Origin of the sequence: Amycolatopsis sp. NPDC051045 (assembly GCF_040682955.1) — a bacterium.
Taxonomy (GTDB): Bacteria; Actinomycetota; Actinomycetes; order Mycobacteriales; family Pseudonocardiaceae; genus Amycolatopsis.
The window spans coordinates 1-20,574 of record NZ_JBFBCC010000027.1 but is presented as its reverse complement, the minus strand read 5'-3'; the positions used below and the strand labels follow the sequence as shown (position 1 = coordinate 20,574).

The window sequence follows — 20,574 nt, the reverse complement described above, 5'->3', positions numbered from 1 at the left end:
AGCCCGGACACGGCTCCCGCCACGAGAGGACTCCGATGAGCGCCATTCCCCGCGACCAGTGGTACGTCGCCGCCTACGGTTCCGAGATCGGCGCCGACCTGTTCAGCCGCACCGTCTGCGGCGAGCCGATCCTGTTCTGGCGCACCCGCGACGGGAGCGTGACCGCGATGGCCGACCGGTGCGTGCACCGGCGGTTCCCGTTGTCGCAGGCGCCTTCGCGGCTGGTCGACGACCAGGTCGTGTGCGGCTACCACGGGTTCACCTACGGCGTGGACGGCAAGTGCGTGGCCGTGCCCGGGCAGACCCGGGTGCCGCGGACCGCGCGGCTGACACGCTACCCGCTGGTGGAGCAGGACTCGTTCGTCTGGGTGTTCATCGGCGACCCGGAGAAGGCCGACGCGGCGACGATCCCCCGGGCGCCCTACCTGGACTCCCCCGGCTACACCACGGTCGCCGGGATGGAACCGCTCAAGGCGCGGTACTCGCTGCTGGTGGACAACCTGCTGGACCTGTCCCACGAGACCTACCTGCACGGCGGCTACATCGGCACCCCGGAGGTCGCCGAAACGCCGATCACGACCGAGGTCGACGAGGAGGCCGGCACCGTCTACGTCTCGCGGCACATGGCGGACGCGGCGTGCCCGCCCTTCTACGCCAAGTCGACCGGCCTGGAGGGCCGCATCACGCGCTGGCAGGACATCGAGTACACGCCGCCGTGCCTGTACAAGCTGCACAGCCGCATCGCGCCGGTCGGGTCCGTGCCGAACCCGGACGGCAGCGACCCGGACGCCTTCCACGTCGAGGTCGTCTACGCGATCACGCCCGAGACCGAGCACTCGACGCACGACTTCTGGGCGGTGGCCCGCGACTTCGCGCTCGACGACGAAGGCGTGTCGGCCTTCCTCGCGGAGAACAACCGCACGGTCGTGCTGCAGGACGTCGAAGCGCTGGACGTCCTCGAACGCGTGATCGCCGCCGAACCGGCGGGGTACCAGGAGCTGTCGGTCAACATCGACACCGGCGGTCTCGCGGCCCGCCGGATGCTGCAGCGGCTGGCCGCGCCGGTGACGTCGTGACCCGCCCGATGCTCACCGGCGACCGCGTCAACCGGATCCACTGGGTGCTCGGCACCGACCGGCTGCGCGCGGTCTGCCACTGCGGCGCCGAGCGCGAGTTCGAAGATCCCGTGCAGCTGTGGGACTGGCTGCTCGCCCACCCCGAAGGACACTGATGACCCTCGATCTCTTGGTGGACCGCAAGGACGAGGTGGCCGACGGCGTCGTCCGGCTCACCCTCCGCGCGCCCGGCGGGGAGCCGCTGCCGTCGTGGGAGCCGGGGGCGCACGTCGACCTCCTGCTGCCCGGCGGCGTCCGGCAGTACTCGCTGTGCGGCCGTCCCGAGGACACGTCGGCCTACCAGGTCGCGGTGCTGCGGGAGGCCGACGGCCGCGGCGGCTCCGCCCACGTCCACGACCGGCTGCTCGCCGGGCACCGGGTCCGGGTGGACGGACCCCGCAACCACTTCGCGCTGGTGGACGCGGAGCGCTACCTGTTCCTCGCCGGCGGCATCGGCATCACGCCGATCCTGCCGATGCTCGACCGGGTCGCCCGCGCCGGTCACGAATGGCAGCTGGTCTACGGCGGCCGGACGCGCGCGTCGATGGCCTTCACCGCCGACCTGGCCCGGCACGGCGACCGCGTGACGTTCCGGCCCCAGGACGAGCACGGGCTGCTCGACCTGCCGCGGCTGCTCGCCGACCTGCGGCCGGGCACGGCGGTGTACTGCTGCGGCCCGGAACCCCTGCTGGCGGCGGTGGAGGCGCTCGGCCCCGCCGATCTGCACGTCGAGCGCTTCACCCCTCGAACGGAGGAAGGACCGCGCACGGCGTTCGAGGTCGAGCTGGCCGGGTCCGGCCGGGTGCTGCCGGTGCCCGCGGACCGGTCGATCCTGGAGGTGGTCGAGGAAGCCGGGGTCACGGTGCTGTCGTCGTGCCGCGAGGGCACGTGCGGCACCTGCGAAACCGGCGTGCTCGGCGGGATACCGGACCACCGCGACTCCGTGCTGACCGCGGATGAGCGGCTGGAGAACGAGGTGATGATGCTCTGCGTCTCCCGCGCGTGCTCCGCGCGGCTCGTGCTCGACCTCTGACGGAGCGTCACTGCACGGCGAACCGGGCCGATCTGTAGTGGTATGGGACGGGTGACGACGTTTCACTCTTTCCTGGACAAGGTGGACGACCGGCTGGGCGACGGGCTCGAGAGCGCCCTGTGCGCCCACCACCGGCGGCGGCTGCGCGGGCTCGGCTGGGGTGACGTGCTCGAACCGGGCGGCGCGCAGGAGCCGCTCGGCGGCCGCGCCCCGGTCCGCGACGGCAACCGCGTCGAGGTGCTGATCGACGGCGAGGAGTCGCTGCCGGCCGTCGCCGACGCCATCCGGCGGGCGAAGTCCCACGTGCACATCGCCAACTGGCACGCGAGCGCCGACTTCCGGCTGACCCGCGAGCCCGGCTCGCCCACCCTGCGCGAGCTGCTCGCCGAGGCGGCCGGGCGCGGGGTCGAGGTCCGCGTCCTGCTGTGGGCGGGGCCGCCCTTCCCGGCGTTCCAGCCGTCGCGGCGCCTGGCGCGGTCCGAACGGCGGAAGTTCACCGAGGGCACGGACGTGCGCTGCGTGCTGGATTCCCGCGAGCGGACCCTGCACTGCCACCACGAGAAGCTGGTGGTCGTCGACGACGCCGTCGCGTTCGTCGGCGGCGTGGACTTCACGGCGCTGGAGGGTGACCGGCACGACAGCCCGGACCACCCGCCGCGCTCGATCGGCTGGCACGACCTGATGGCCCGGCTCGAAGGCCCGGTGATCGCCGACGTCGCCGAGCACTTCCGCCGCCGGTGGACCGAGGTGGCGGGCGAGGACCTGCCGGCGCCCGCGGTCCCGGAGCCGGTGGGCGGCAGCCGCGTCCAGCTGCTGCGGACGGTGCCGAACAACACGTACGACTTCCTGCCGAAGGGCGAGTTCACGCTCCTCGACGGCTACCTCCGGGCGCTGCGCTCGGCGCAGCGGCTGGTCTACCTGGAGAACCAGTTCCTGTGGTCGCCGGAGATCGCCGAGGTCCTGCTCGACAAGCTGCGCAACCCGCCGGATGACCGGTTCCGCGTGGTCCTGCTGCTGCCGCGCAAGCCGAGCAACGGCTCGGACACCACGCGCGGCCAGCTGGGCAGGCTCCTGGACGCCGACGACGGCAACCGCCGCCTGCTGGCCACGACGATCAGCGCGCACGACGGCGACTCCGCGGCCCCGGTGTACGTCCACGCCAAGCTCGGCATCGTGGACGACTCGTGGCTGACGGTCGGGTCGGCGAACCTGAACGAGCATTCGCTGTTCAACGACACGGAGGTGAACATCGCGACCGACGACCCGTCCGTAGTCCGAGCGACCCGCCTGCGGCTGTGGGCCGAGCACCTGGGCCGCCCGGTATCGGAGCTGGAGAGCCGGGACCCGGCGGACATCGTCGACAACCTGTGGCGGCCGTTGGCGGAGGAGCAGGCGGAGCGGGAACGCCGGGGTGAGCAGCGGACCCACCGGCTGGTGCTGCTCCCGGGCGTCTCGCGGCGGGCGGGCCGGTTGCAGGGCCCGTTGCGGGGGCTTCTGGTGGACGGTTGAGCGGCTACCGGATCCGCAGCTTCCGCATCAGCTTCAGCCCCGAAAGCATGCTCTCGACGTACTTCTCGTACCCCTGCCCCGGCCGCGGCCCCATCACCTGCTTCTTCAACACGGCCAGGTTCTTCACGTCCGTGTACTTCAGCAACCCCTGATCACCGTGGCGCGCCCCGACCCCGGAGTTCTTCACCCCGCCCGACGGCGTCCCCTTCGCCGCATACGCGGTCGCCAGGATGTCGTTCACGTTCACGTTGCCCGACTCGATCCGGGCCGCCACCGCGCGCGCCGCCGTGACGTCGGTGCTCCAGACCGACGCGTTCAACCCGTAGTCCGTGTCGTTGGCCAGCGCCACCGCTTCGTCGACCGTGCGGTACTTGTGCAGTGACACCACCGGTCCGAAGGTCTCGGTGACGCCGCACAGCATGTCCGTGGTGACGCCCTCCAGGATCGTCGGCTCGAAGAACGCCGGGCCGAGGTCCGGGCGGGGCTTGCCGCCGCAGAGGACCGTGGCGCCCTTCGCGACCGCGTCGTCCACATGGGACTTCACCCGGCGCATGTGGTCCACCGAAACCAGTGATCCCATGTCCGGCCCGAAGTCGTACGCCGCGCGGACGTCGAGGGCCGAAGCCGCCGCCACGAACGCCGTCTTGAACTCCTCGTAGCGGGACTCCGGCAGGTAGATCCGCTCGATGTGCATGCAGATCTGGCCCGTGTTGCCGAACGCACCGAAGATCGCGCCCTGAACGGCTTCGGTCAGCGAAGCGTCCTCCAGCACGATCATCGGGTTCTTGCCGCCGAGCTCGAGGCAGCAGCCGATGAGGTTGCGGCCCGCCCGCTCGCCGATCACCCGGCCGGTCGCCGTCGAGCCGGTGAACATCACGTAGTCCGCGTGGTCGATCAGCGTCGGGCCGACGTCCGGGCCCTCGCCGCAGACCACCTGGAACAGCCCTTCCGGCAGGCCCGCTTCCTCCAGCAGCCGGACGCCGTAGAGCGGCGAAAGCGCCGTCTTGTTGTCGGGCTTCAGCACCACCGCGTTGCCGGCCATCAGCGCCGGCACCGCGTCGGAAACCCCGGTGGCGAACGGGAAGTTCCACGGCGCGATGATGCCGACGACCCCCTTGGGCTGCCGGATCTCCGTCGACGTCGTCAGCAGCGGCACCGGGCCGCCGCGCCGGGTCGGCGCCAGCAACCGGGCCGCCCGCTTCAGGTAGTGGCTCATCACCATCGGCGGGTCGCAGGTTTCCTCGATCGCCATCCGCCGGTTCTTGCCGCTCTCGACCTGGATGAGGTCGGCGACCGCCCGCGCGTGGCCGACGAACAGCGCGTGCGCCCGCTTGAACACCGCCAGCCGGTCCTTGAGCGGCGTGGCCGCCCACTTCCGCTGGGCCTCGCGCGCGACGGCGAACGCCCGCTCGATGTCGTCGGTCGTCGACTGCGGCAGTTCGACGAGCACGTCGCCGGTGTAGACCTCGGTCAGCTTCCAGGTCGCGCCGGACGAGCCCGGCACCCGGGCCACGAGCTGCTCCAGGAACGCGTCCGTCACCGACGCCGGACGGGTGAGTTCGAGCGGAGTAAGGGTCATGACCGGCTCCCGAGCACGAGCTGGGCGCCCATTTCCCCGATCATGATGCAGGGCGCGTTGGTGTTGCCGCCGGTGATCGACGGCATGATCGAGGCGTCGCAGACCCGCAGGCCCTCGACGCCGCGCACGCGCAGGTCGGGGCCGACGACCGCGAGCTCGTCGACGCCCATCCGGCACGTGCCGACGCCGTGGTAGACCGACGTCGCGCGGTTGAGGATCGCGTCGCGCAGTTCCTGGCCCTTGAGGTCCTTCCCCGGATGGATCTCTTCCTTGACCGCGCCCTTGAACGCCTTGGACGCGAAGATCTCGCGCACCATTTCCGAACCTTCACCGAGCAGCTCGAGGTCGGCCGGGTCGGACAGGTACTGGAAGTCGATGAGCGGGGCCGCGGTGGGATCGGCCGAAGCGAGCCGCAGGGTGCCGCGGCTCTTCGGGTAGATCAGCGTCGTCAGCACGGTCAGCGCGCCGCGTTTGTCGACGGCGTGCCGGATCGGCGCGTCCTGGTTGGGCGACACGTAGGCCCACGGCAGCAGGTGCAGCTGCAGGTCTGGGATCGCTCCGGCCTGCGAAGTCCGCAGGAACGCGACCGCCTCGAAGACCGAGTTCGCCAGGAACGTGGTGCCGGGCCGGAGCAGTTCCCTGGCCAGCCCGCGGGCGAAGTACGGCGCGGTGCCCTTGTTCTTGCTGGAGGACACGTGGAACGTCAGGGCGTGGAACATGTGGTCGTGCAGGTTGTCCCCGACCGGCAGGTCGGCGAGGACGTCGATGCCGTGCTCCTTCAGGTGCTCGGCGTGGCCGATGCCGGACAGCATGAGCAGTTGCGCCGAGCCGACGACGCCGGCGGAGAGGATGACCTCCTTGCCGGCGCGGATGGTGCGCTGACGACCACGGTCGACGACCTCGACGCCGACGGCGCGGCCGTTCTCGATGAGCACCTTCTCGACCAGCACGCTGGACTGCACCTGCAGCGTCGGGGGCGCGAGGTGGTGGAGGTAGCCGCGCGAGGCGCTGTAGCGCAAGCCGTCGGCGGCGTTCTGCTGCATCCGGCTGACGCCCTCCTGCGACTCGGCGTTGTAGTCGTCGAGGATCTTGCAGCCGAGCGCGTCGGCGGTGGCGTCGACGAACTGCAGCGAGCCTTCCTGCGGGTTCTTCGCGCGGGTGATCCGGATCGGTCCGCCCGCCCCGCGGAAGGCGTTCTCGCCGTCCTCGAAGTCCTCCATCCGCTTGTACGCCGCGTTGACGCTGTCGGCGTCCCAGCCGGTGTTGCCCTCGGCGGCCCAGGAGTCGAAGTTGGCGCGGTTGCCACGGACGTAGACCATGCCGTTGATGGAGCTGGAGCCGCCGACGACCCGGCCGCGCGGCACCGGCATCCGCCGATCGAGAACGTGTTTCTGCGGCACCCCGTAGTAGCCCCAGTCGAGCGGCTTCTTGAGCTGCGGCACCGCGTGCATCGGACCGACCAGCCCGGGCTTGCTGACCAGCAGCTGCTTGTCGCTCTTCCCGGCTTCCAGAACGATCACGCTGGCCCCGGACTGGGCCAGCCGTCCCGCGATCGCGGCTCCCGAGCTCCCCGACCCGACGACCACGTAATCGGCTTCGTCCGCCCGCGGCGCCCGCTTCGCCATTTCCGCTCCTCGGTCAGGCCGGCCACGCAAACTATAACGTGTTCTAGTTCGAGCCAACCGTATCGCCCCGACCCCCGCGAACGCAACGGCCGGACCGGCGAAGCGGGCTTCAGCCCCAGGTCAGGAAGCGGTAGTGCAACCCCGTCGACGACTCCTGCCACTCGCCGGCCGACTCGGGCGGGCGCCCCACCTCCGGCGCGCGGGTGTCCCCCTCGAAGGACTCCCGCAGCTCGGTGACGACGATCCGGTCCGCGAACGGCAGCGCCGCCCGGTACACCGCCGCGCCGCCGATCACCCACAGATCCCCGGACACCGCGGCGAACGCCGAAGGCAGGTCGGCGAACGTCTCGGCTCCGTCCTGCGGCGTGCCCGACAGCACGAGGTTGCGCCGGCCCGGCAGCGGCCGGAACCGCGGCGGCAGCGACTCCCAGGTGCGGCGGCCCATCAGCACGGCCGCCCCGGCGGTCAGCGCCCGGAAATGGCGGAGGTCTTCCGGCAGGTGCCACGGCAGCGTGCCGTCGCGGCCGATGACACCGTTCGCCGACTGCGCCCAGACGAGCCCGATCACACCGCCACCGGCGCCTTGATGCCCGGGTGCGGGTCGTAGCCGTCGAGCGCGAAGTGCTCGTAGGTGTAGTCGAACAGGCTGTCCGCCGGCTTCAGGCTGAGGGCGGGGAACCGCCGCGCCTCGCGGGCGAGCTGCGTGCGGACCTGGTCGACGTGGTTGTCGTAGATGTGGCAGTCGCCGCCGGTCCAGACGAAGTCACCGACGCCGAGGCCCACCTGCTCGGCGATCATGTGGGTCAGCAGCGCGTAGCTGGCGATGTTGAACGGCACGCCGAGGAACAGGTCCGCGCTGCGCTGGTACAGCTGGCAGGACAGCTCGCCGCCGGCGACGTAGAACTGGAAGAACGCGTGGCACGGCGGCAGCGCCATCCGCGGGATGTCGGCGACGTTCCACGCGGACACGACGATCCGGCGGGAGTCGGGGTTCTCACGCAGCGTGCGCAGTACCTCGGCGATCTGGTCGACGTGTCCGCCGTCCGGGGTCGGCCACGACCGCCACTGCACGCCGTAGACGGGGCCCAGATCACCGTCGGAGGCCGCCCACTCGTCCCAGATCGTGACGCCGTGCTCCCGCAGCCACGAGACGTTCGCGTCGCCGCGCAGGAACCACAGCAGCTCGTAGGCGATCGACCGGAAGTGGACTTTCTTCGTCGTGATCAAGGGAAAACCCTCGGACAGGCGGTACCGCAGCTGGTGCCCGAAGATCGACCGCGTCCCGGTACCGGTACGGTCGCCCTTGCGGGCGCCCGTGTCGAGAACGTGGCGGAGCAGGTCTTCGTACTGCGTGTCCGGCATGCCCGGGAGCCTAGCCAGCCGCTGACTCAGCGTGAACCCCGGATGGCCGAACCCGCCCCGGCATAACTTGACTCATTCCAGAAAAGGCCCTAGGGTCGGCGGTGATGCCGGACTTCGAAGCACAGCTGCGAGCGGTCTCGCTGCGGGTCACCCGGCCCCGGCTGGCCGTGCTCGCCGCGCTGCGCGACCATCCTCACGTCGACACCGAGACGGTGATCGACCTGGTCCGCGCCGAGCACCCGGCGGTGTCGCACCAGACGGTCTACGACGTGTTGCGGGCGCTCACCGACACCGGGCTGATCCGGCGGATCCAGCCGGCCGGCGCGAACGCCCGCTACGAGGCACGGGTGGGTGACAACCACCACCACGTCGTGTGCCGTTCGTGCGGGGCGATAGCCGACGTCGACTGCGCCGTCGGCCACACCCCCTGTCTCACCGCTTCGGACGACCACGGTTTCGTGATCGACCAGGCGGAGGTCGTCTACTGGGGCACCTGCCCCGGCTGCGCGGCCGAACGCCCCCGAAATGATTCGCCGCTCCCGGAAGGAAGTAAATGAGCTCCACCCAGGACACCCCGTCCAGCGCACAGGGCGTGGACAAGAAGGCGGCGGCCGGTTGCCCGGTCGCCCACGACTCGGTGACCTCGCACGGCAGCGAGAGCGAGAACCCGGCGATCGACTCGCCGCAGCCGAAGACGGGCGGACGTCCGCGCACGAACAAGGACTGGTGGCCCAACCAGCTCGACCTTTCGGTGCTGCACGCCCACTCCGCCAAGAGCAACCCGCTCGGCGAGAAGTTCTCCTACGCCAAGGAGTTCGCCAAGCTCGACGTCGAGGCGCTCAAGCGGGACATCACCGAGGTGCTGACCACCTCGCAGGACTGGTGGCCCGCCGACTTCGGCCACTACGGCGGCCTGATGATCCGGATGAGCTGGCACTCCGCGGGCACCTACCGCATCCACGACGGCCGTGGCGGCGCCGGGGACGGCAGCCAGCGCTTCGCCCCGCTCAACAGCTGGCCCGACAACGCCAACCTCGACAAGGCGCGCCGCCTGCTGTGGCCGGTCAAGCAGAAGTACGGCCAGAAGATCTCGTGGGCCGACCTGCTCGTGCTCGCCGGCAACGTCGCCCTGGAGTCGATGGGCTTCAAGACCTTCGGCTTCGGCTTCGGCCGTGAAGACGTCTGGGAGCCCGAGGAGATCATCTGGGGCCCGGAGGACGACTGGCTGGGTGACGAGCGCTACGTCAGCGACTCGGAGATGGCGCCCGAGGTCGGCGCGACCGAGATGGGCCTGATCTACGTCAACCCCGAGGGTCCCCGCGGCAGCGCGGACTTCGAGGCGGCGGCGCACTTCATCCGCGAGACCTTCGCCCGGATGGCGATGAACGACGAGGAGACCGTCGCCCTCATCGCCGGTGGCCACACCTTCGGCAAGACCCACGGCGCCGGTGTCGCCGACGACCACGTCGGCCCCGAGCCCGAGGGCGCGGACCTGGAGACCCAGGGCCTCGGCTGGCTGAGCACCCACGGCAGCGGGAAGGGCCCGGACACGATCACCAGTGGCCTCGAGGTGACGTGGACCGACAAGCCGACCGAGTGGAGCAACCGCTTCTTCGAGATCCTGTTCGGCTACGAGTGGGAACTCACCACGAGCCCCGGCGGCGCCAAGCAGTACGTCGCCAAGGACGCCCCGGAGATCATCCCGGACCCGTACGACCCCACCAAGAAGCACAAGCCGACGATGCTGACGACGGACCTGTCGCTGCGCTTCGACCCGGTCTACGGCCCGATCTCGCGCCGCTTCCTGGAGCACCCGGACGAGTTCGCGCTGGCCTTCGCCAAGGCCTGGTACAAGCTGCTGCACCGGGACATGGGCCCGGTCAGCCGCTTCCTCGGCCCGTGGGTCGCCGAGCCGCAGCTGTGGCAGGACCCGGTGCCCGCCGTCGAGGGTGACCTCGTGGGCGACGCCGACATCGCGGCACTCAAGGCGAAGGTGCTGGACTCCGGGCTGACCACGAGCGAGCTCGTCGCCACCGCGTGGGCGTCGGCCGCGACCTTCCGCTCCACCGACAAGCGCGGTGGCGCGAACGGCGCCCGGATCCGCCTGGAGCCGCAGCGCAACTGGGAGGTCAACCAGCCCGAGCAGCTCGGCAAGGTCCTCGAGATCCTCGAGGGCATCCAGCGCGAGTTCAACGAGGCCGGCGGCGCGAAGATCTCGCTCGCCGACCTGATCGTGCTGGCCGGCTCGGCCGCCGTCGAGAAGGCGGCGCGCGACGCCGGCGTCGAGACGACCGTGCCGTTCCACCCGGGCCGCACCGACGCCTCGCAGGAGCAGACCGACGTCGACTCGTTCAAGGTCCTCGAGCCGCGCGCCGACGGGTTCCGCAACTACCTGCGCTCCGGCGAGAAGCTCCAGCCGGAGACGCTTCTCCTCGAGCGCGCCTACATGCTCGGCCTGACCGCGCCGGAGATGACCGTCCTCGTCGGCGGCCTGCGCTCGCTCGGCACCAACCACGGCGGTGCCGCGCACGGTGTCCTCACCGACCAGCCGGGCGTGCTCACCAACGACTTCTTCGCCAACCTGCTCGCGCCGGGCACCCGGTGGAAGGCGTCGGAGTCCGAGGAGAACGTCTACGAGATCCGCGACGTGGCGACCGACGAGCTGAAGTGGACCGCCACGGCGGTCGACCTCGTCTTCGGCTCGAACTCGCAGCTGCGCGCCCTCTCGGAGGTCTACGCCAGCGAAGACGCCCGCGAGAAGTTCGTCGGCGACTTCGTCGCGGCGTGGACGAAGGTCATGGAGCTCGACCGCTTCGACCTCGCCTGATCCACCCGCACGGGCCCGGCCGATCCTCGCGATCGGCCGGGCCCGTTCGCGTCCGCGGCGATCTTGACAACCGGTGATCGCCGTCCTACCGTGGGTCCACGCCGCCGGGTTGTCCAGACCATTTATTTCACGTCCGTGAACGAATGGTGCAGTGTCCCCACCGCGAAAGGACACCACGATGCGCGTGCGTGCCTTCCTCACCCTCCTGGCGGTCCCGGTACTGGCCGCGGTCACCGCGGCGCCCGCACTGGCAGCGGATCCGTCCGTGGCGCCGGGTGGCAACTTCGACCTGTCGGTCTGGCAGCTGCAGGAGCCGGTCGGCTCACCGGGCAAGCCGACCACCATCTCCTCGTCCCGGCTGCAGGGGCCGAACGGCTTCCAGGACAGCTACTTCTACACCGACACCCGTGACGGCGCGATGACCTTCTGGGCGCCGGAAAAGGGCGTCACCACACCGAACTCCAATTACGCGCGCTCGGAGCTGCGCGAGATGAACCGCGACGGGTCCGCCGCGAACTGGTCGCTGAGCGGGTCGCACAAGCTGAGCGCGACACTGCGGGTGGTGTCGGTGACGTCGAACGTGTGCGTGGGCCAGGTGCACCTCGGCACCGGCGGCTCATCGACCAAACCGCTGCTGGAGCTGTACTACCGCGCGAGCGGGGACATCGTGCTGGGCACGGAGAACTCCCCCGACGGCGGCCAGACGGCGCACACCGTCGGCCACGTCTCGCTCGGCAAGACGTGGACCTACACGATCGGCATCTCCGGCGGCAACACCATCGACCTCACGGTCAACGGCAGCACCACGCACTACGGCATCCCGTCGTCGTTCAAGCCGTACAAGCAGTACTTCAAGGCGGGCTCGTACAACCAGTCCTCTTCGGACAGCACGACCAGGGGCGCGCGGGTCGCGTTCTACGGCCTGAACGTCTCCCACGGCTGAGGCGGGAAGCGGGCCCGGCCGCCACCGGGCCGTCTCCCCTCAGCGCCAGCCGAGCTCCGGGGCCACGTGGGTGAGGATGCTCTCCAGCACGTGGACGTTGTAGTCGACGCCGAGCTGGTTGGGGATGGTGAGCAGCAGGGTGTCCGCGGCCTGGACGGCCTCGTCCTCCTTCAGCTCCCGCACCAGCTCGTCGGGTTCGGCGGCGTACGAGCGCCCGAAGATCGCCCGGGTGTTCTCGTCGATCATGCCCACCTGGTCGCGCGAGTGGCGGTCGCGGCCGAAGTAGGCCCGGTCGAGGTCGTTGGTCAGCGCGAAGATGCTGCGGCTGACCGAAACCCGCGGCTCCCGCTCGTGGCCGGCTTCCGCCCACGCTTCGCGGTAGGCCTCGATCTGCTTGCGCTGCTGGACGTGCAACGGCTCGCCCGTCTCGTCGTCCTTGAGCGTGGAGCTCTGCAGGTTCATGCCCAGCTTCGCGGCCCAGACGCTCGTCGCGTTCGAGCTCGAGCCCCACCAGATGCGCTCGCGCAGGCCTTCCGAGTGCGGCTCGAGCCGCAGCAGCCCCGGCGGGTTGGCGAACATCGGCCGCGGGTTCGGTTGCGCGAAGCCTTCGCCGTCGAGCAGCTTGAGGAACACCTCGGTGTGCTGCCGGGCCATGTCGGCGTCGGTCTCGCCGTCCCCGGGGGCGTAGCCGAAGTAGCGCCAGCCGTCGATCACCTGCTCGGGGGACCCCCGGCTGATGCCGAGCTGGAGCCGGCCGCCGGCGATGAGGTCGGCGGCGCCCGCGTTCTCGACCATGTACAGCGGGTTCTCGTAGCGCATGTCGATCACGCCGGTGCCGATCTCGATCTTCGAGGTCCGCGCGCCGATCGCCGACAGCAGCGGGAACGGGCTGCCCGCCTGCCGCGCGAAGTGGTGCACGCGGAAGTAGGCACCGTCCACGCCGAGCTCCTCGGCGGCGACCGCCAGGTCGATCGACTGGTGCAGGAAGTCGGCGGCCGACCGGGTCTCGGAATGCGCACTCGCCGACCAGTGGCCGAACGAGAGGAAGCCAATCTTCTTCACGTCACCTCCAGCGTCCGGCGGCCGCGTTTGATTCCCCGCTGTGAGGCGGCCGGCCGGTCGCTCGTTCCGGTGAACCGGTGCCCGCGGCCCGCCGGGCCGGGTACTCCGCCCGAAAGGAGGAGGAGACGATGCCCGACAACGATCTGACCGGATTCCTGATCATCGGCTTGGTGTTCGTGGTGGCCGACGGCCAGGTGCTCTACCGCGGGGGCCGGCGCTACCTGAGCGGACCGGACGGCGGCGAGGGGACCGGCTCGCTGGCGTGGATGGTGGTGACCGTCTTCCACCTCGTCTCGTTCGGCGTCCTCGCCCTGCTCTCCGTCGTCGGCCCCCAGTGGACGGGCTCGACGGCCGCCCTGGTCGGCAGGCTCGGCGTCTTCCTCCTGCTGATGGCCGTGGCGCACGTGCTCACGCTGGCCGTGCTCGCCCGCCGCCGTCAGGACCGGCTCGTCGAGGAACACTTCCAGGAGCGCGACAGCGAGCGGTCCGGCACCGAAACCTATCTCCGGCCCGGCACCGAAACCTACGTCCGGCCGGCCACCGAGGTGGTCGTCGAGCCGGCGGCGGAACCGTCGTGGCGCCCCGCCGTCACCCCCGTGCCGGGCCAGAGCGGCCCGCACCCGCAGGTGAGCCCCGATCTCGGGAGCCACGGCCCGTACCGCGCCTGAGCCGAGCCGCCGCGTTCACCGGATCGAAGGAATCGGCCCGGTGAACCGCGGTCTTCGCGCTGCCGCGCCCCCACCGCTCGTGATTGGATCTTCCCGGCCGGTGCGCGAGGAAGGAAAAACTGCGGTGCGAACGTCCCGAGCAGGGCTGGCGGTGGCCGTCTCGGTCCTGGTGGCGGCCACGGCACCCGCTGCCGCGACCACCCCCGACCCGCTCGCGCCGTACCGGGGACAGCAGGTCGCCTGGGGCGCGTGTCCCTTCAAGCTGCGGAGCCCGAGCCGGGTCGCGGAATGCGCGCGGATCACCGTCCCGCGGGACTGGTCGGCCCCGTCCGCCGGCACCGACCTGAAGGTGGCGATCAGCCGCGTGGCGGCCACCGGCACCCGGCAGGGCGCGATCCTGGTGAACCCCGGCGGGCCCGGTGGCCGGGGCACTTCGCTCGCCGGCGCCCTGGCCGGCCTGGAGCCGTCGGTGAACGAGCACTACGACATCGTCGGCATGGACCCCCGGGGCACCGGCCAGGAAGGCGGCGAAGACCCGGGGTACGTGTGCCGGGTGCCGCTGGGACGGCTGCCGCTGGACGACGCCCTCGACGCCCGCGACCGCTCGGCCCGCAGCATCGCGCTGCACCAGCGGACGCCGCGCGTCGTGGCCGAGGCGTGCCAGAGCGACGCGCTCGCGCCCTTCATCACCACCTGGCAGACCGCGCACGACATGGACCTGATCCGCTCGCTGCTGGGCGACGGGAAACTGAACTACCTCGGCTTTTCCTACGGCACCTGGCTCGGCGCGAAGTACGCGTCGCTGTTCCCCGACCGCGCCGGCAAGATGGTCCTCGACTCCAGTGTGAACTTCGAAGGCCGGCTCCAGGCCGCGTTCGAAGCGTTCCCGACGATCGACCAGCGGCAGTTCGACCGCGTCTACGCCCCGTGGCTGGCCCGCCGGTTCCCGGACCAGCTCGGCAAGACCGCCGCGGAGGTCCGCGCCAAGTGGGAGCGGCTGCGCACCTACTTCGAGAGCCGGGGCGTGTCACCCGACGACTTCGACCAGATCTTCGTCGGCAACGGCAGTCCCCGGCAGTGGCTGACCGGTGCTCTGGTCCTCACCAAGGGCGCGGCGGCGCTCGACGGCACGGCCACCCCGCCGCCGCCCGCCGCGCTGAAGGACGATCTCGACCGGGTTTCCCGCGCCGTCTTCGGGCGGTCGGCGGACCGGCTGACCGCCGCCGACGTGGTCGCGGCCGCGCCGGAGCTCGAACCCGATTACGCCGACGTGCCCGGGACCCGGCTGGCCGTGGCGTGCGGCGACCAGCCGGCACCGGAGGCGAACTGGTACAAGCTGCTGAGCGACCTGCAGGGGCCGGTCTACCCGCTGTTCGGCTGGGCGTACGGCCTGAGCGAGCCGTGCGGTTACTGGTCCGACCGGCCCCGGCACGAGCTCCCGAGGCTCTCGACGGCCGCCGCGAAGAACATCCTGGTCATCCAGGGCGAGTTCGATCCGCAGACCGGCTACGAACAGGCGGAGGCGGCGGCGCGGGCGGCCGGGGTGCCGATGATCTCGGTGGCGGAATCGCCCTTCCACGGCCAGTACGCCGTCGGCGGGAATTCCTGTGTGGACAATCTGGTGAACGGCTTCTACCTCGGCACCGCGCGGCCGGCGGCCACCATCTGCCCCGGCGTCCCGCTGCCCGGCGAACACCGGGTCTTCCCGGTGCCGGGGCCGGCGGGCGAGCCGTCCGGGACGGCGGCACCCGCACCGCGCGACGCCCGTTCGACCGCGCGCGAACGGCTGCAGAACACCATCAGCTCGGTCAACCGCGGACGCTGACCCTCAACCGGTGACGCGGTAGGCCACCCCGAGCCGGTCGATGTCCTCCAGGTCGGCGGGGTGGAGCCCGCGTCCGGTGAACCGCTCCACCGCCACCAAGCCCTTCTCCTCCCGGTCGCGGTAGTTCTTCAGGTCGAGGCCGGCCAGCGCCGCGGCCACCTCCGGGTCCGCGGCCGGCTCCCCCGGTCCCGGCTCGAACGACGACACGACTTCGCCGCCCCGTGCGAAGGACAGCCGCCGCACCGCGTTGACGTTCCAGAACATGCTCGCCGCCCGGCCGGCCCGGGACACCGCCGTCAGCACCGGTGCGCGGGAGCCGCGATAGCCGTTCTCTTCGATCGCCACCACGACGCCGTCGAGATCCAGCACCGCCAGCCACGGTTCCGCGTACGCCTCGCGCAGCTCCTCCAGCGGCTCGGGCCGGGCCGGGTCGCCACCGAAACCGCGCACGACGTCCTCCGCCGGGAGGCCGGTGACCACCGTGACCGTCGCCGCCACCGTCAGCCGGGACCGCCGGATCCAGCGGTAGCCCCCCTCGGGCGGGTCCACGAGCGGAGGCTCCGGCTCGCCGCGCAGGCGGTGGCCGAGGCGGTCGGCACGGGCGTGCACCCGCGGCGGCTCGGCCGGCGCGGCCCAGATCCAGAGGTCGTAGCCCTCGCTTTCCGGGTCGTCGCGGCCGTACGCGTGCACGCGGATCCGGTACTCGCCGGGCCACGGCGGCGTCGTCACCCCTCGCCACGACCCGGGTGCGAGAGCGGCCGAGCCGTGCTCCGCGCGCCAGCTGAGGTCGACGACCTCGTTCCAGCCGAGCGTCTCCGCCGTGGCCGGCGGCTCGGCCAGTACCCGGACGCCCACCCGCACCGAGCCGTTCCCGGTGCCGGTGCGGATGACCACGCCACCTTCGACGGCCTCCGCGAGACCGTTTTCCGCGAAGCTGCCGAAGGCCGGGAACCCACCCTCGGTCAAGGCGAAGACGTGGTCGCGGACGTCCACGAACGTGCCGCCGGACTGCGGCAGCCGGTACTCGGCACGCTGCTTTTCCCGCAGCGCCGCTTCGTACCCGGCCGGCATGGGAGCCGAGCGGAGCAGGCTCGCCGCGACCCCGAGCGCCGTCCCGACGATGCCCGCGACGCCGGGGCTGCCGGCTTCGCGCGCGGCGATCGTCGCGGTCACCAGCGCGATCGCGAGGTGGGCGGCTCCGTGCGCGGCCGCGATCGCCGCTTCGTCGCCTTCGGCGGTCAGGAACGGAGCCAGCGCGTCGCCGGCCGCCAGGCCGGCGGTCAGCTCCGCCACCAGCTCGAGGAGGCCGGGCCGCGTCTGGGCGAGCAACCGCGTCTCCCGCAACGCTTCCGCTTCGCCGCCGGTGCTGAGGAAGCCGAACGTCCCGGACGACGGCGGCGGCTCCGGCGCGGCCGTCACCGAAGGCGCCGGAACCGGCAGCGAGGCCAGCATCGGCTCCACCGCCCCGTGCACCTGCTCGACCACCCACGACGGCAGGGTCCGCAGCGACCGCAGCACCGCGGACTCGGGCGCGTCCGGGAACCGCCGCCGCTGCGGCTCGAACCGCAGGCGGCCCAGCACCGCGGCCGGCGCGGGCGGGATCACGGCACGCACGGCAGGCACGACGGCGGCCACGGCGACGGCAAGGTCCTCCCCCATGCGACCACTGTGCCAGAACCCGCGGGCGGGCCGCGGACACCGGTGAAGCCGTTACGGACGGGCAGCTTCGACCGAGAACGGCCCGGACGGCGTCCCCGCCAGACCGGCGAGCTCGAGGATGCGCAGCGGCGCCGCGTCCGCCCGGGTGGTGAAGTCCAGGCCGCGGCGCCGCGTCACCGCCGCGACGTCGAGCAGCAGGGCGACGCCGCAGCTGCTCAGGTACCGCAGTTCCGTCAGGTCGAGGACCACGCTCCGGGACGCCGTGGCTTCGACGCCGCCGAGGACGGCCGGGCGGACCTCGCCGATCGTCGCCAGGTCGAGGTCGCCGGTCAGCTTCAGCGCCAGCAGCCCCGGCACCGTCTCGTCGACCGAGACGTTGGCCGGGACCACGGTTTCGGCCGGCACGGGCACGGTCTCCGGCGACGCGGCCGGGTCCGGGGCGATGCGGAACCGCACGGCGGTGCCGGGTTCGCCGTGGTCGATGCCGAAGTCTTCCGACAGCGCCTTGATGATGCCGATGCCACGCCCGCGGTGGCTGTTGTCGGCCGGTTCCGGCCGCCACCGGCCGTCGTCGCGGACGACGACCTCGAGCCGCCCGTGCGCCGTCCGGGTCACCGAGTACTCGACCTCGCCCGGCGTCTCGGCGAAGGCGTGTTCGACGGAGTTGGCCACCGCCTCCCCCAGTGCGAGGTTCAAATCCTGGTGCAGTTCCGCGGGCAGGCCGGCGAGCGCCGACCAGCGCACGACGTCCTCACGCAGGCGCCGCAGCACGGCGGGTTCGGCGGCCGCGCACCGCCGCAGCGGGGGCGGCATCAGCCGGATCGCCAGCAGGGCGACGTCGTCTTCCTGCCCGCTGTCGAGCAGGGCCGCGGAGAGCGCGGTGACCAGCTGCTCCGGCGCCGAGGCGTGCGCGCGGCCCGCGGCTTCGCACAGCCGCCGCAAACCTTCGTCGATCGGCTCGTCGCGTCGCTCGACCAGGCCGTCGGTGTAGAGGAGCACCGACGCGCCGGGCTGCAGGGCCGCGGTGTCCTCGCGGTAGCGCGTCCGGTCCGGCCCGCCCAGCACGGCGCCGCGGCCGGGCAGCAGCCGGGCGCCGCCGTCCTCGACGACCACGGGCGGCGGGTGGCCGGCGACGGCCCAGCGCAGTTCGCCGGTTTCCCAGTCGAGGGTGAGGCACGCGCAGGTCGTGCCGGCCGCCCCGTCCGTGCGTGCGGCGAAGGCGTCGAGGCGGTCGAGGGCGGCCGCCGGGCCGTGCCCGTCGAGCAGGCTGCCGGCCAGTGCGCTGCGCAACTGCCCCATCACCGCGGCGGCCTGCGGTCCCTTGCCGACCACGTCCCCGACGGAAAGGGCGACCCGGGTCGGCCCCACGGAGACGAGCTCGTACCAGTCGCCGCCCGTCTGGGCGTGGACGGCCGCCGGCTGGTACCGGGCCGCGGCGGCGATCCGGGACAGGGCGGGCAGCTCGCGCGGCAGCAGGCTGCGCTGGAGCGTCTCGGCGATCTCGTGCTCCCGCTGCAGCAGGAGGTCCCGCTCGGCTTCGCGCCGGCGTCGTTCGGTGACGTCGCGGCCGATCGCCTGCACGCCCGAGGGAGTGGCCTGGATGCTCACCTCCAGCGCCACCTGCGTGCCGTCGGCCCGGCGCAGGTGGTCGGCTTCGCCGGTCTCCCGCACGGCACCCGGCTGGGCGATCAGCTGCCGCCACCGGTCGCTCCCGGCGTCGTCGAGCAGGGCGGTGATCGGCGTGCCGATCAGCTCGTCGCGCGCGTAGCCGAGGAGTTCGCAGGCCGCGGGGTTGATTTCGGTGAACCGCAGGTCGCGGTCGAGCACCCAGATCGCATCGGTCGCGCGTTCCACCAGCAGCCGGTGCCGTTGTTCGCTCTCCCGCAAGGCGCGGCCCGCGTGCGTGCGCTGGATGGACTCCCAGCACCGGCTCACGATGAGCTCCACCAGCTCGATCTCCGTGTCCGCCCACTCCCGGACGGTGGCCTGGTGCACGGCCATCGCCGCGACGAACCGGCCGCCGCGCAGCAACGGCACGCAGATGACGGCACGGATGCCCGTCACGCGGTAGGCGTGCAGGTCCGCCGGATCGAGGCGCTCGTCGTGGCGGCTGTCCGCGACCACCCACGAGCGGCCGGCCCGCATCGCCCGCATGCACCCGTCGCCGAACGCCGACATGGCGAAGCGGCCGGGCAGCGGCGGCAGGCCGGTGGCGTGGTCACCGCTCATCACGAAGTGGTCTTCGTCCTCTTCCGCTTCGGCGTAGGCGCAGCGATCCGCACCGAGGTACTCGCCGAGGCTGCGAGCCGCGTACACCATGATCTCTTCGGCGTCGTCCAGCTCCTGCAACCCGCGTTCGAACCCGGCGAGGAACCGCTGCCGTTCCGCTTCGGACCGCCGGCCCGAGGCGTCCAGCAGCACGCCGCGGATCGTCGCGCCGCCGGGACGCCCCTGCCCCAGCTCGTGCAGCCACACCACCCGGTCGTCGGCGGTCAGTGCGCGATAGGTGATTTCGTAGCCGCCGCGGGCCCAGCCCTCGGCCCGCGTCCGCGCGCAGTCGTCGCGGTCCTGCGGGTGGACCACCGACAGGGCGAAGGCCGGATCGGCCAGCCACGCCGAGGGCGGATGCCCCAGCAGCGCACGGGAAGCGCCGGACACGAAGGAGAACGCACCGGTGCGGGCGTCGGCTTCCCACACGACGACCGGCAGGCCGTCGACAAAATCCCGCCAGTCTTCCGGCTGCATACTCCCCGGCTCCCACGAACGTCGACCCGCCACGCGGCTGGGCACACCTTAGCCGGAGCGGAGGCCGGTGCCAGCCCGGCGAGCAGGCCGCATCACCCGGCCGAGGGACTTGGAGAAAATCTATGGCGACTGGAGTAGACATTCGGTGGCGGGTGTGTGTAGGGTTCTTCTTGTAGCGAGAGAGACAACGTCCAGCAGGCGCGGGAGAGGAAGTAACTGCCCGCGAGGTGAGACAAGACGGTCAGGCAGTGCGGAGCCGATCAGGGAACATGGTTTCGGCTGGTGGCCGTGAAGTAGTGGAAGTGCAGTGTGTAGGACCGGTCAGGTGGCCGGGGCCGATCGGTGTAAGGGGCTCCGGGCAGTGACCAGCGGCGTCAGCGTGCTGGGACCGATCAGTGGAAGGGTTCCGGTCGTGGCGGTCGCACCGAGAAGTGCAGTACCGGCAAGTGAAATACCAGTTAGTGAAGTATCGGCAAGTGCAGTACCAGAAGTTGCAGTACCAGTAAGTGCAGTGGCAGTACCTGTTTGTGCAGTTGCAGTATCCGGTAAGTGGAATACACAGGAGAGAAGGGATCGGGAGCATCATTGGATCGCCCGCAGCGGCTGGGTTGTGCCGCGCGGG

The 20,574-nt window shown here is 71.6% G+C and carries 16 protein-coding genes; 9 read left to right on the top strand and 7 right to left on the bottom strand.

Features of this window, described 5'->3' with window-relative positions; all coding sequences use genetic code 11:
* The first annotated feature begins 35 nt into the window (after window positions 1–35).
* From AB0M80_RS38175 to AB0M80_RS38160, 4 genes are read left to right on the top strand one after another with little or no spacing between them, the layout of a single operon-like run.
* Window positions 36–1,076 (top strand): aromatic ring-hydroxylating dioxygenase subunit alpha, encoded by a 1,041-nt coding sequence (locus AB0M80_RS38175; RefSeq protein ID WP_364574693.1) that lies wholly within the window; start codon window positions 36–38, stop codon window positions 1,074–1,076.
* On the top strand, window positions 1,073–1,231 hold the full coding sequence (locus AB0M80_RS38170; protein ID WP_364574691.1) for a hypothetical protein: 159 nt from the start codon (window positions 1,073–1,075) through the stop codon (window positions 1,229–1,231). The genes AB0M80_RS38175 and AB0M80_RS38170 overlap by 4 nt, the downstream gene beginning before the upstream one ends.
* On the top strand, window positions 1,231–2,148 hold the full coding sequence (locus AB0M80_RS38165) for a PDR/VanB family oxidoreductase (RefSeq protein WP_364574689.1): 918 nt from the start codon (window positions 1,231–1,233) through the stop codon (window positions 2,146–2,148). Before AB0M80_RS38170 ends, AB0M80_RS38165 begins: the two co-directional genes overlap by 1 nt.
* Window positions 2,149–2,199: 51 nt before the next feature.
* On the top strand, window positions 2,200–3,657 hold the full coding sequence (locus tag AB0M80_RS38160) for a phospholipase D-like domain-containing protein (protein ID WP_364574687.1): 1,458 nt from the start codon (window positions 2,200–2,202) through the stop codon (window positions 3,655–3,657).
* Between the two features lie 4 nt (window positions 3,658–3,661).
* Here AB0M80_RS38160 and AB0M80_RS38155 read toward each other — a convergent pair whose 3' ends face one another.
* The 4 genes from AB0M80_RS38155 to AB0M80_RS38140 all read right to left on the bottom strand — a co-directional run bounded on the left by AB0M80_RS38155 (window position 3,662) and on the right by AB0M80_RS38140 (window position 8,223).
* Window positions 3,662–5,236: a succinic semialdehyde dehydrogenase gene (locus AB0M80_RS38155; protein WP_364574686.1), complete on the bottom strand. Its 1,575-nt coding sequence runs from the start codon at window positions 5,234–5,236 to the stop codon at window positions 3,662–3,664.
* Window positions 5,233–6,861, bottom strand: coding sequence for a GMC family oxidoreductase N-terminal domain-containing protein (locus AB0M80_RS38150; protein WP_364574685.1), 1,629 nt, complete (start codon window positions 6,859–6,861; stop codon window positions 5,233–5,235). Before AB0M80_RS38150 ends, AB0M80_RS38155 begins: the two co-directional genes overlap by 4 nt.
* 109 nt (window positions 6,862–6,970) lie before the next feature.
* Window positions 6,971–7,429: a dihydrofolate reductase gene (locus tag AB0M80_RS38145; RefSeq protein WP_364574684.1), complete on the bottom strand. Its 459-nt coding sequence runs from the start codon at window positions 7,427–7,429 to the stop codon at window positions 6,971–6,973.
* The gene (locus tag AB0M80_RS38140) at window positions 7,426–8,223 is read right to left on the bottom strand and encodes a thymidylate synthase (protein WP_364574682.1); all 798 of its coding nucleotides are present in this window, start codon (window positions 8,221–8,223) and stop codon (window positions 7,426–7,428) included. Before AB0M80_RS38140 ends, AB0M80_RS38145 begins: the two co-directional genes overlap by 4 nt.
* 104 nt (window positions 8,224–8,327) lie before the next feature.
* On the opposite strand from AB0M80_RS38140, the gene AB0M80_RS38135 reads away from it, so the two are divergent.
* The 3 genes from AB0M80_RS38135 (at window position 8,328) to AB0M80_RS38125 (ending at window position 11,993) form a co-directional block, all read left to right on the top strand.
* Window positions 8,328–8,780, top strand: coding sequence for a Fur family transcriptional regulator (locus AB0M80_RS38135; protein WP_364574680.1), 453 nt, complete (start codon window positions 8,328–8,330; stop codon window positions 8,778–8,780).
* Window positions 8,777–11,050 (top strand): catalase/peroxidase HPI, encoded by a 2,274-nt coding sequence (katG, locus tag AB0M80_RS38130; RefSeq protein WP_364574678.1) that lies wholly within the window; start codon window positions 8,777–8,779, stop codon window positions 11,048–11,050. Before AB0M80_RS38135 ends, katG begins: the two co-directional genes overlap by 4 nt.
* A 178-nt stretch (window positions 11,051–11,228) precedes the next feature.
* The gene (locus tag AB0M80_RS38125) at window positions 11,229–11,993 is read left to right on the top strand and encodes a polysaccharide lyase family 7 protein (protein WP_364574676.1); all 765 of its coding nucleotides are present in this window, start codon (window positions 11,229–11,231) and stop codon (window positions 11,991–11,993) included.
* Window positions 11,994–12,032: 39 nt separating this feature from the next.
* Here the strand turns inward: AB0M80_RS38125 and AB0M80_RS38120 are convergent, their stop codons facing one another.
* A complete protein-coding gene (locus AB0M80_RS38120; protein ID WP_364574674.1) occupies window positions 12,033–13,055 on the bottom strand; it encodes an LLM class flavin-dependent oxidoreductase in 1,023 nt (340 codons plus the stop codon).
* Between the two features lie 128 nt (window positions 13,056–13,183).
* On the opposite strand from AB0M80_RS38120, the gene AB0M80_RS38115 reads away from it, so the two are divergent.
* Window positions 13,184–13,723, top strand: a complete 540-nt coding sequence (locus AB0M80_RS38115; protein ID WP_364574672.1) for a hypothetical protein — start codon at window positions 13,184–13,186, stop codon at window positions 13,721–13,723.
* Between the two features lie 124 nt (window positions 13,724–13,847).
* Complete coding sequence (locus tag AB0M80_RS38110; RefSeq protein WP_364574670.1) at window positions 13,848–15,548, top strand: alpha/beta fold hydrolase; 1,701 nt, start codon at window positions 13,848–13,850, stop codon at window positions 15,546–15,548.
* A 3-nt stretch (window positions 15,549–15,551) separates the two neighbouring features.
* Here AB0M80_RS38110 and AB0M80_RS38105 read toward each other — a convergent pair whose 3' ends face one another.
* Together AB0M80_RS38105 and AB0M80_RS38100 are read right to left on the bottom strand one after the other, a co-directional pair.
* Window positions 15,552–17,207: a DUF6461 domain-containing protein gene (locus AB0M80_RS38105; RefSeq protein ID WP_364574668.1), complete on the bottom strand. Its 1,656-nt coding sequence runs from the start codon at window positions 17,205–17,207 to the stop codon at window positions 15,552–15,554.
* A gap of 51 nt (window positions 17,208–17,258) precedes the next feature.
* Complete coding sequence (locus tag AB0M80_RS38100; protein ID WP_364574666.1) at window positions 17,259–19,952, bottom strand: SpoIIE family protein phosphatase; 2,694 nt, start codon at window positions 19,950–19,952, stop codon at window positions 17,259–17,261.
* Between the last annotated feature and the right edge of the window lie 622 nt (window positions 19,953–20,574).

Excerpts from the sequence above, each read along its gene's own strand:
- AB0M80_RS38175 (WP_364574693.1), top strand. The coding sequence starts at position 36 with ATGAGCGCCATTCCCCGCGACCAGTGGTACGTCGCCGCCTACGGTTCC.
- AB0M80_RS38165 (WP_364574689.1), top strand. The coding sequence starts at position 1,231 with ATGACCCTCGATCTCTTGGTGGACCGCAAGGACGAGGTGGCCGACGGC.
- AB0M80_RS38155 (WP_364574686.1), bottom strand. The coding sequence starts at position 5,236 with ATGACCCTTACTCCGCTCGAACTCACCCGTCCGGCGTCGGTGACGGAC.
- AB0M80_RS38150 (WP_364574685.1), bottom strand. The coding sequence starts at position 6,861 with ATGGCGAAGCGGGCGCCGCGGGCGGACGAAGCCGATTACGTGGTCGTC.
- AB0M80_RS38140 (WP_364574682.1), bottom strand. The coding sequence starts at position 8,223 with ATGCCGGACACGCAGTACGAAGACCTGCTCCGCCACGTTCTCGACACG.
- AB0M80_RS38135 (WP_364574680.1), top strand. The coding sequence starts at position 8,328 with ATGCCGGACTTCGAAGCACAGCTGCGAGCGGTCTCGCTGCGGGTCACC.
- katG (WP_364574678.1), top strand. The coding sequence starts at position 8,777 with ATGAGCTCCACCCAGGACACCCCGTCCAGCGCACAGGGCGTGGACAAG.
- AB0M80_RS38125 (WP_364574676.1), top strand. The coding sequence starts at position 11,229 with ATGCGCGTGCGTGCCTTCCTCACCCTCCTGGCGGTCCCGGTACTGGCC.
- AB0M80_RS38115 (WP_364574672.1), top strand. The coding sequence starts at position 13,184 with ATGCCCGACAACGATCTGACCGGATTCCTGATCATCGGCTTGGTGTTC.
- AB0M80_RS38105 (WP_364574668.1), bottom strand. The coding sequence starts at position 17,207 with ATGGGGGAGGACCTTGCCGTCGCCGTGGCCGCCGTCGTGCCTGCCGTG.
- AB0M80_RS38100 (WP_364574666.1), bottom strand. The coding sequence starts at position 19,952 with ATGCAGCCGGAAGACTGGCGGGATTTTGTCGACGGCCTGCCGGTCGTC.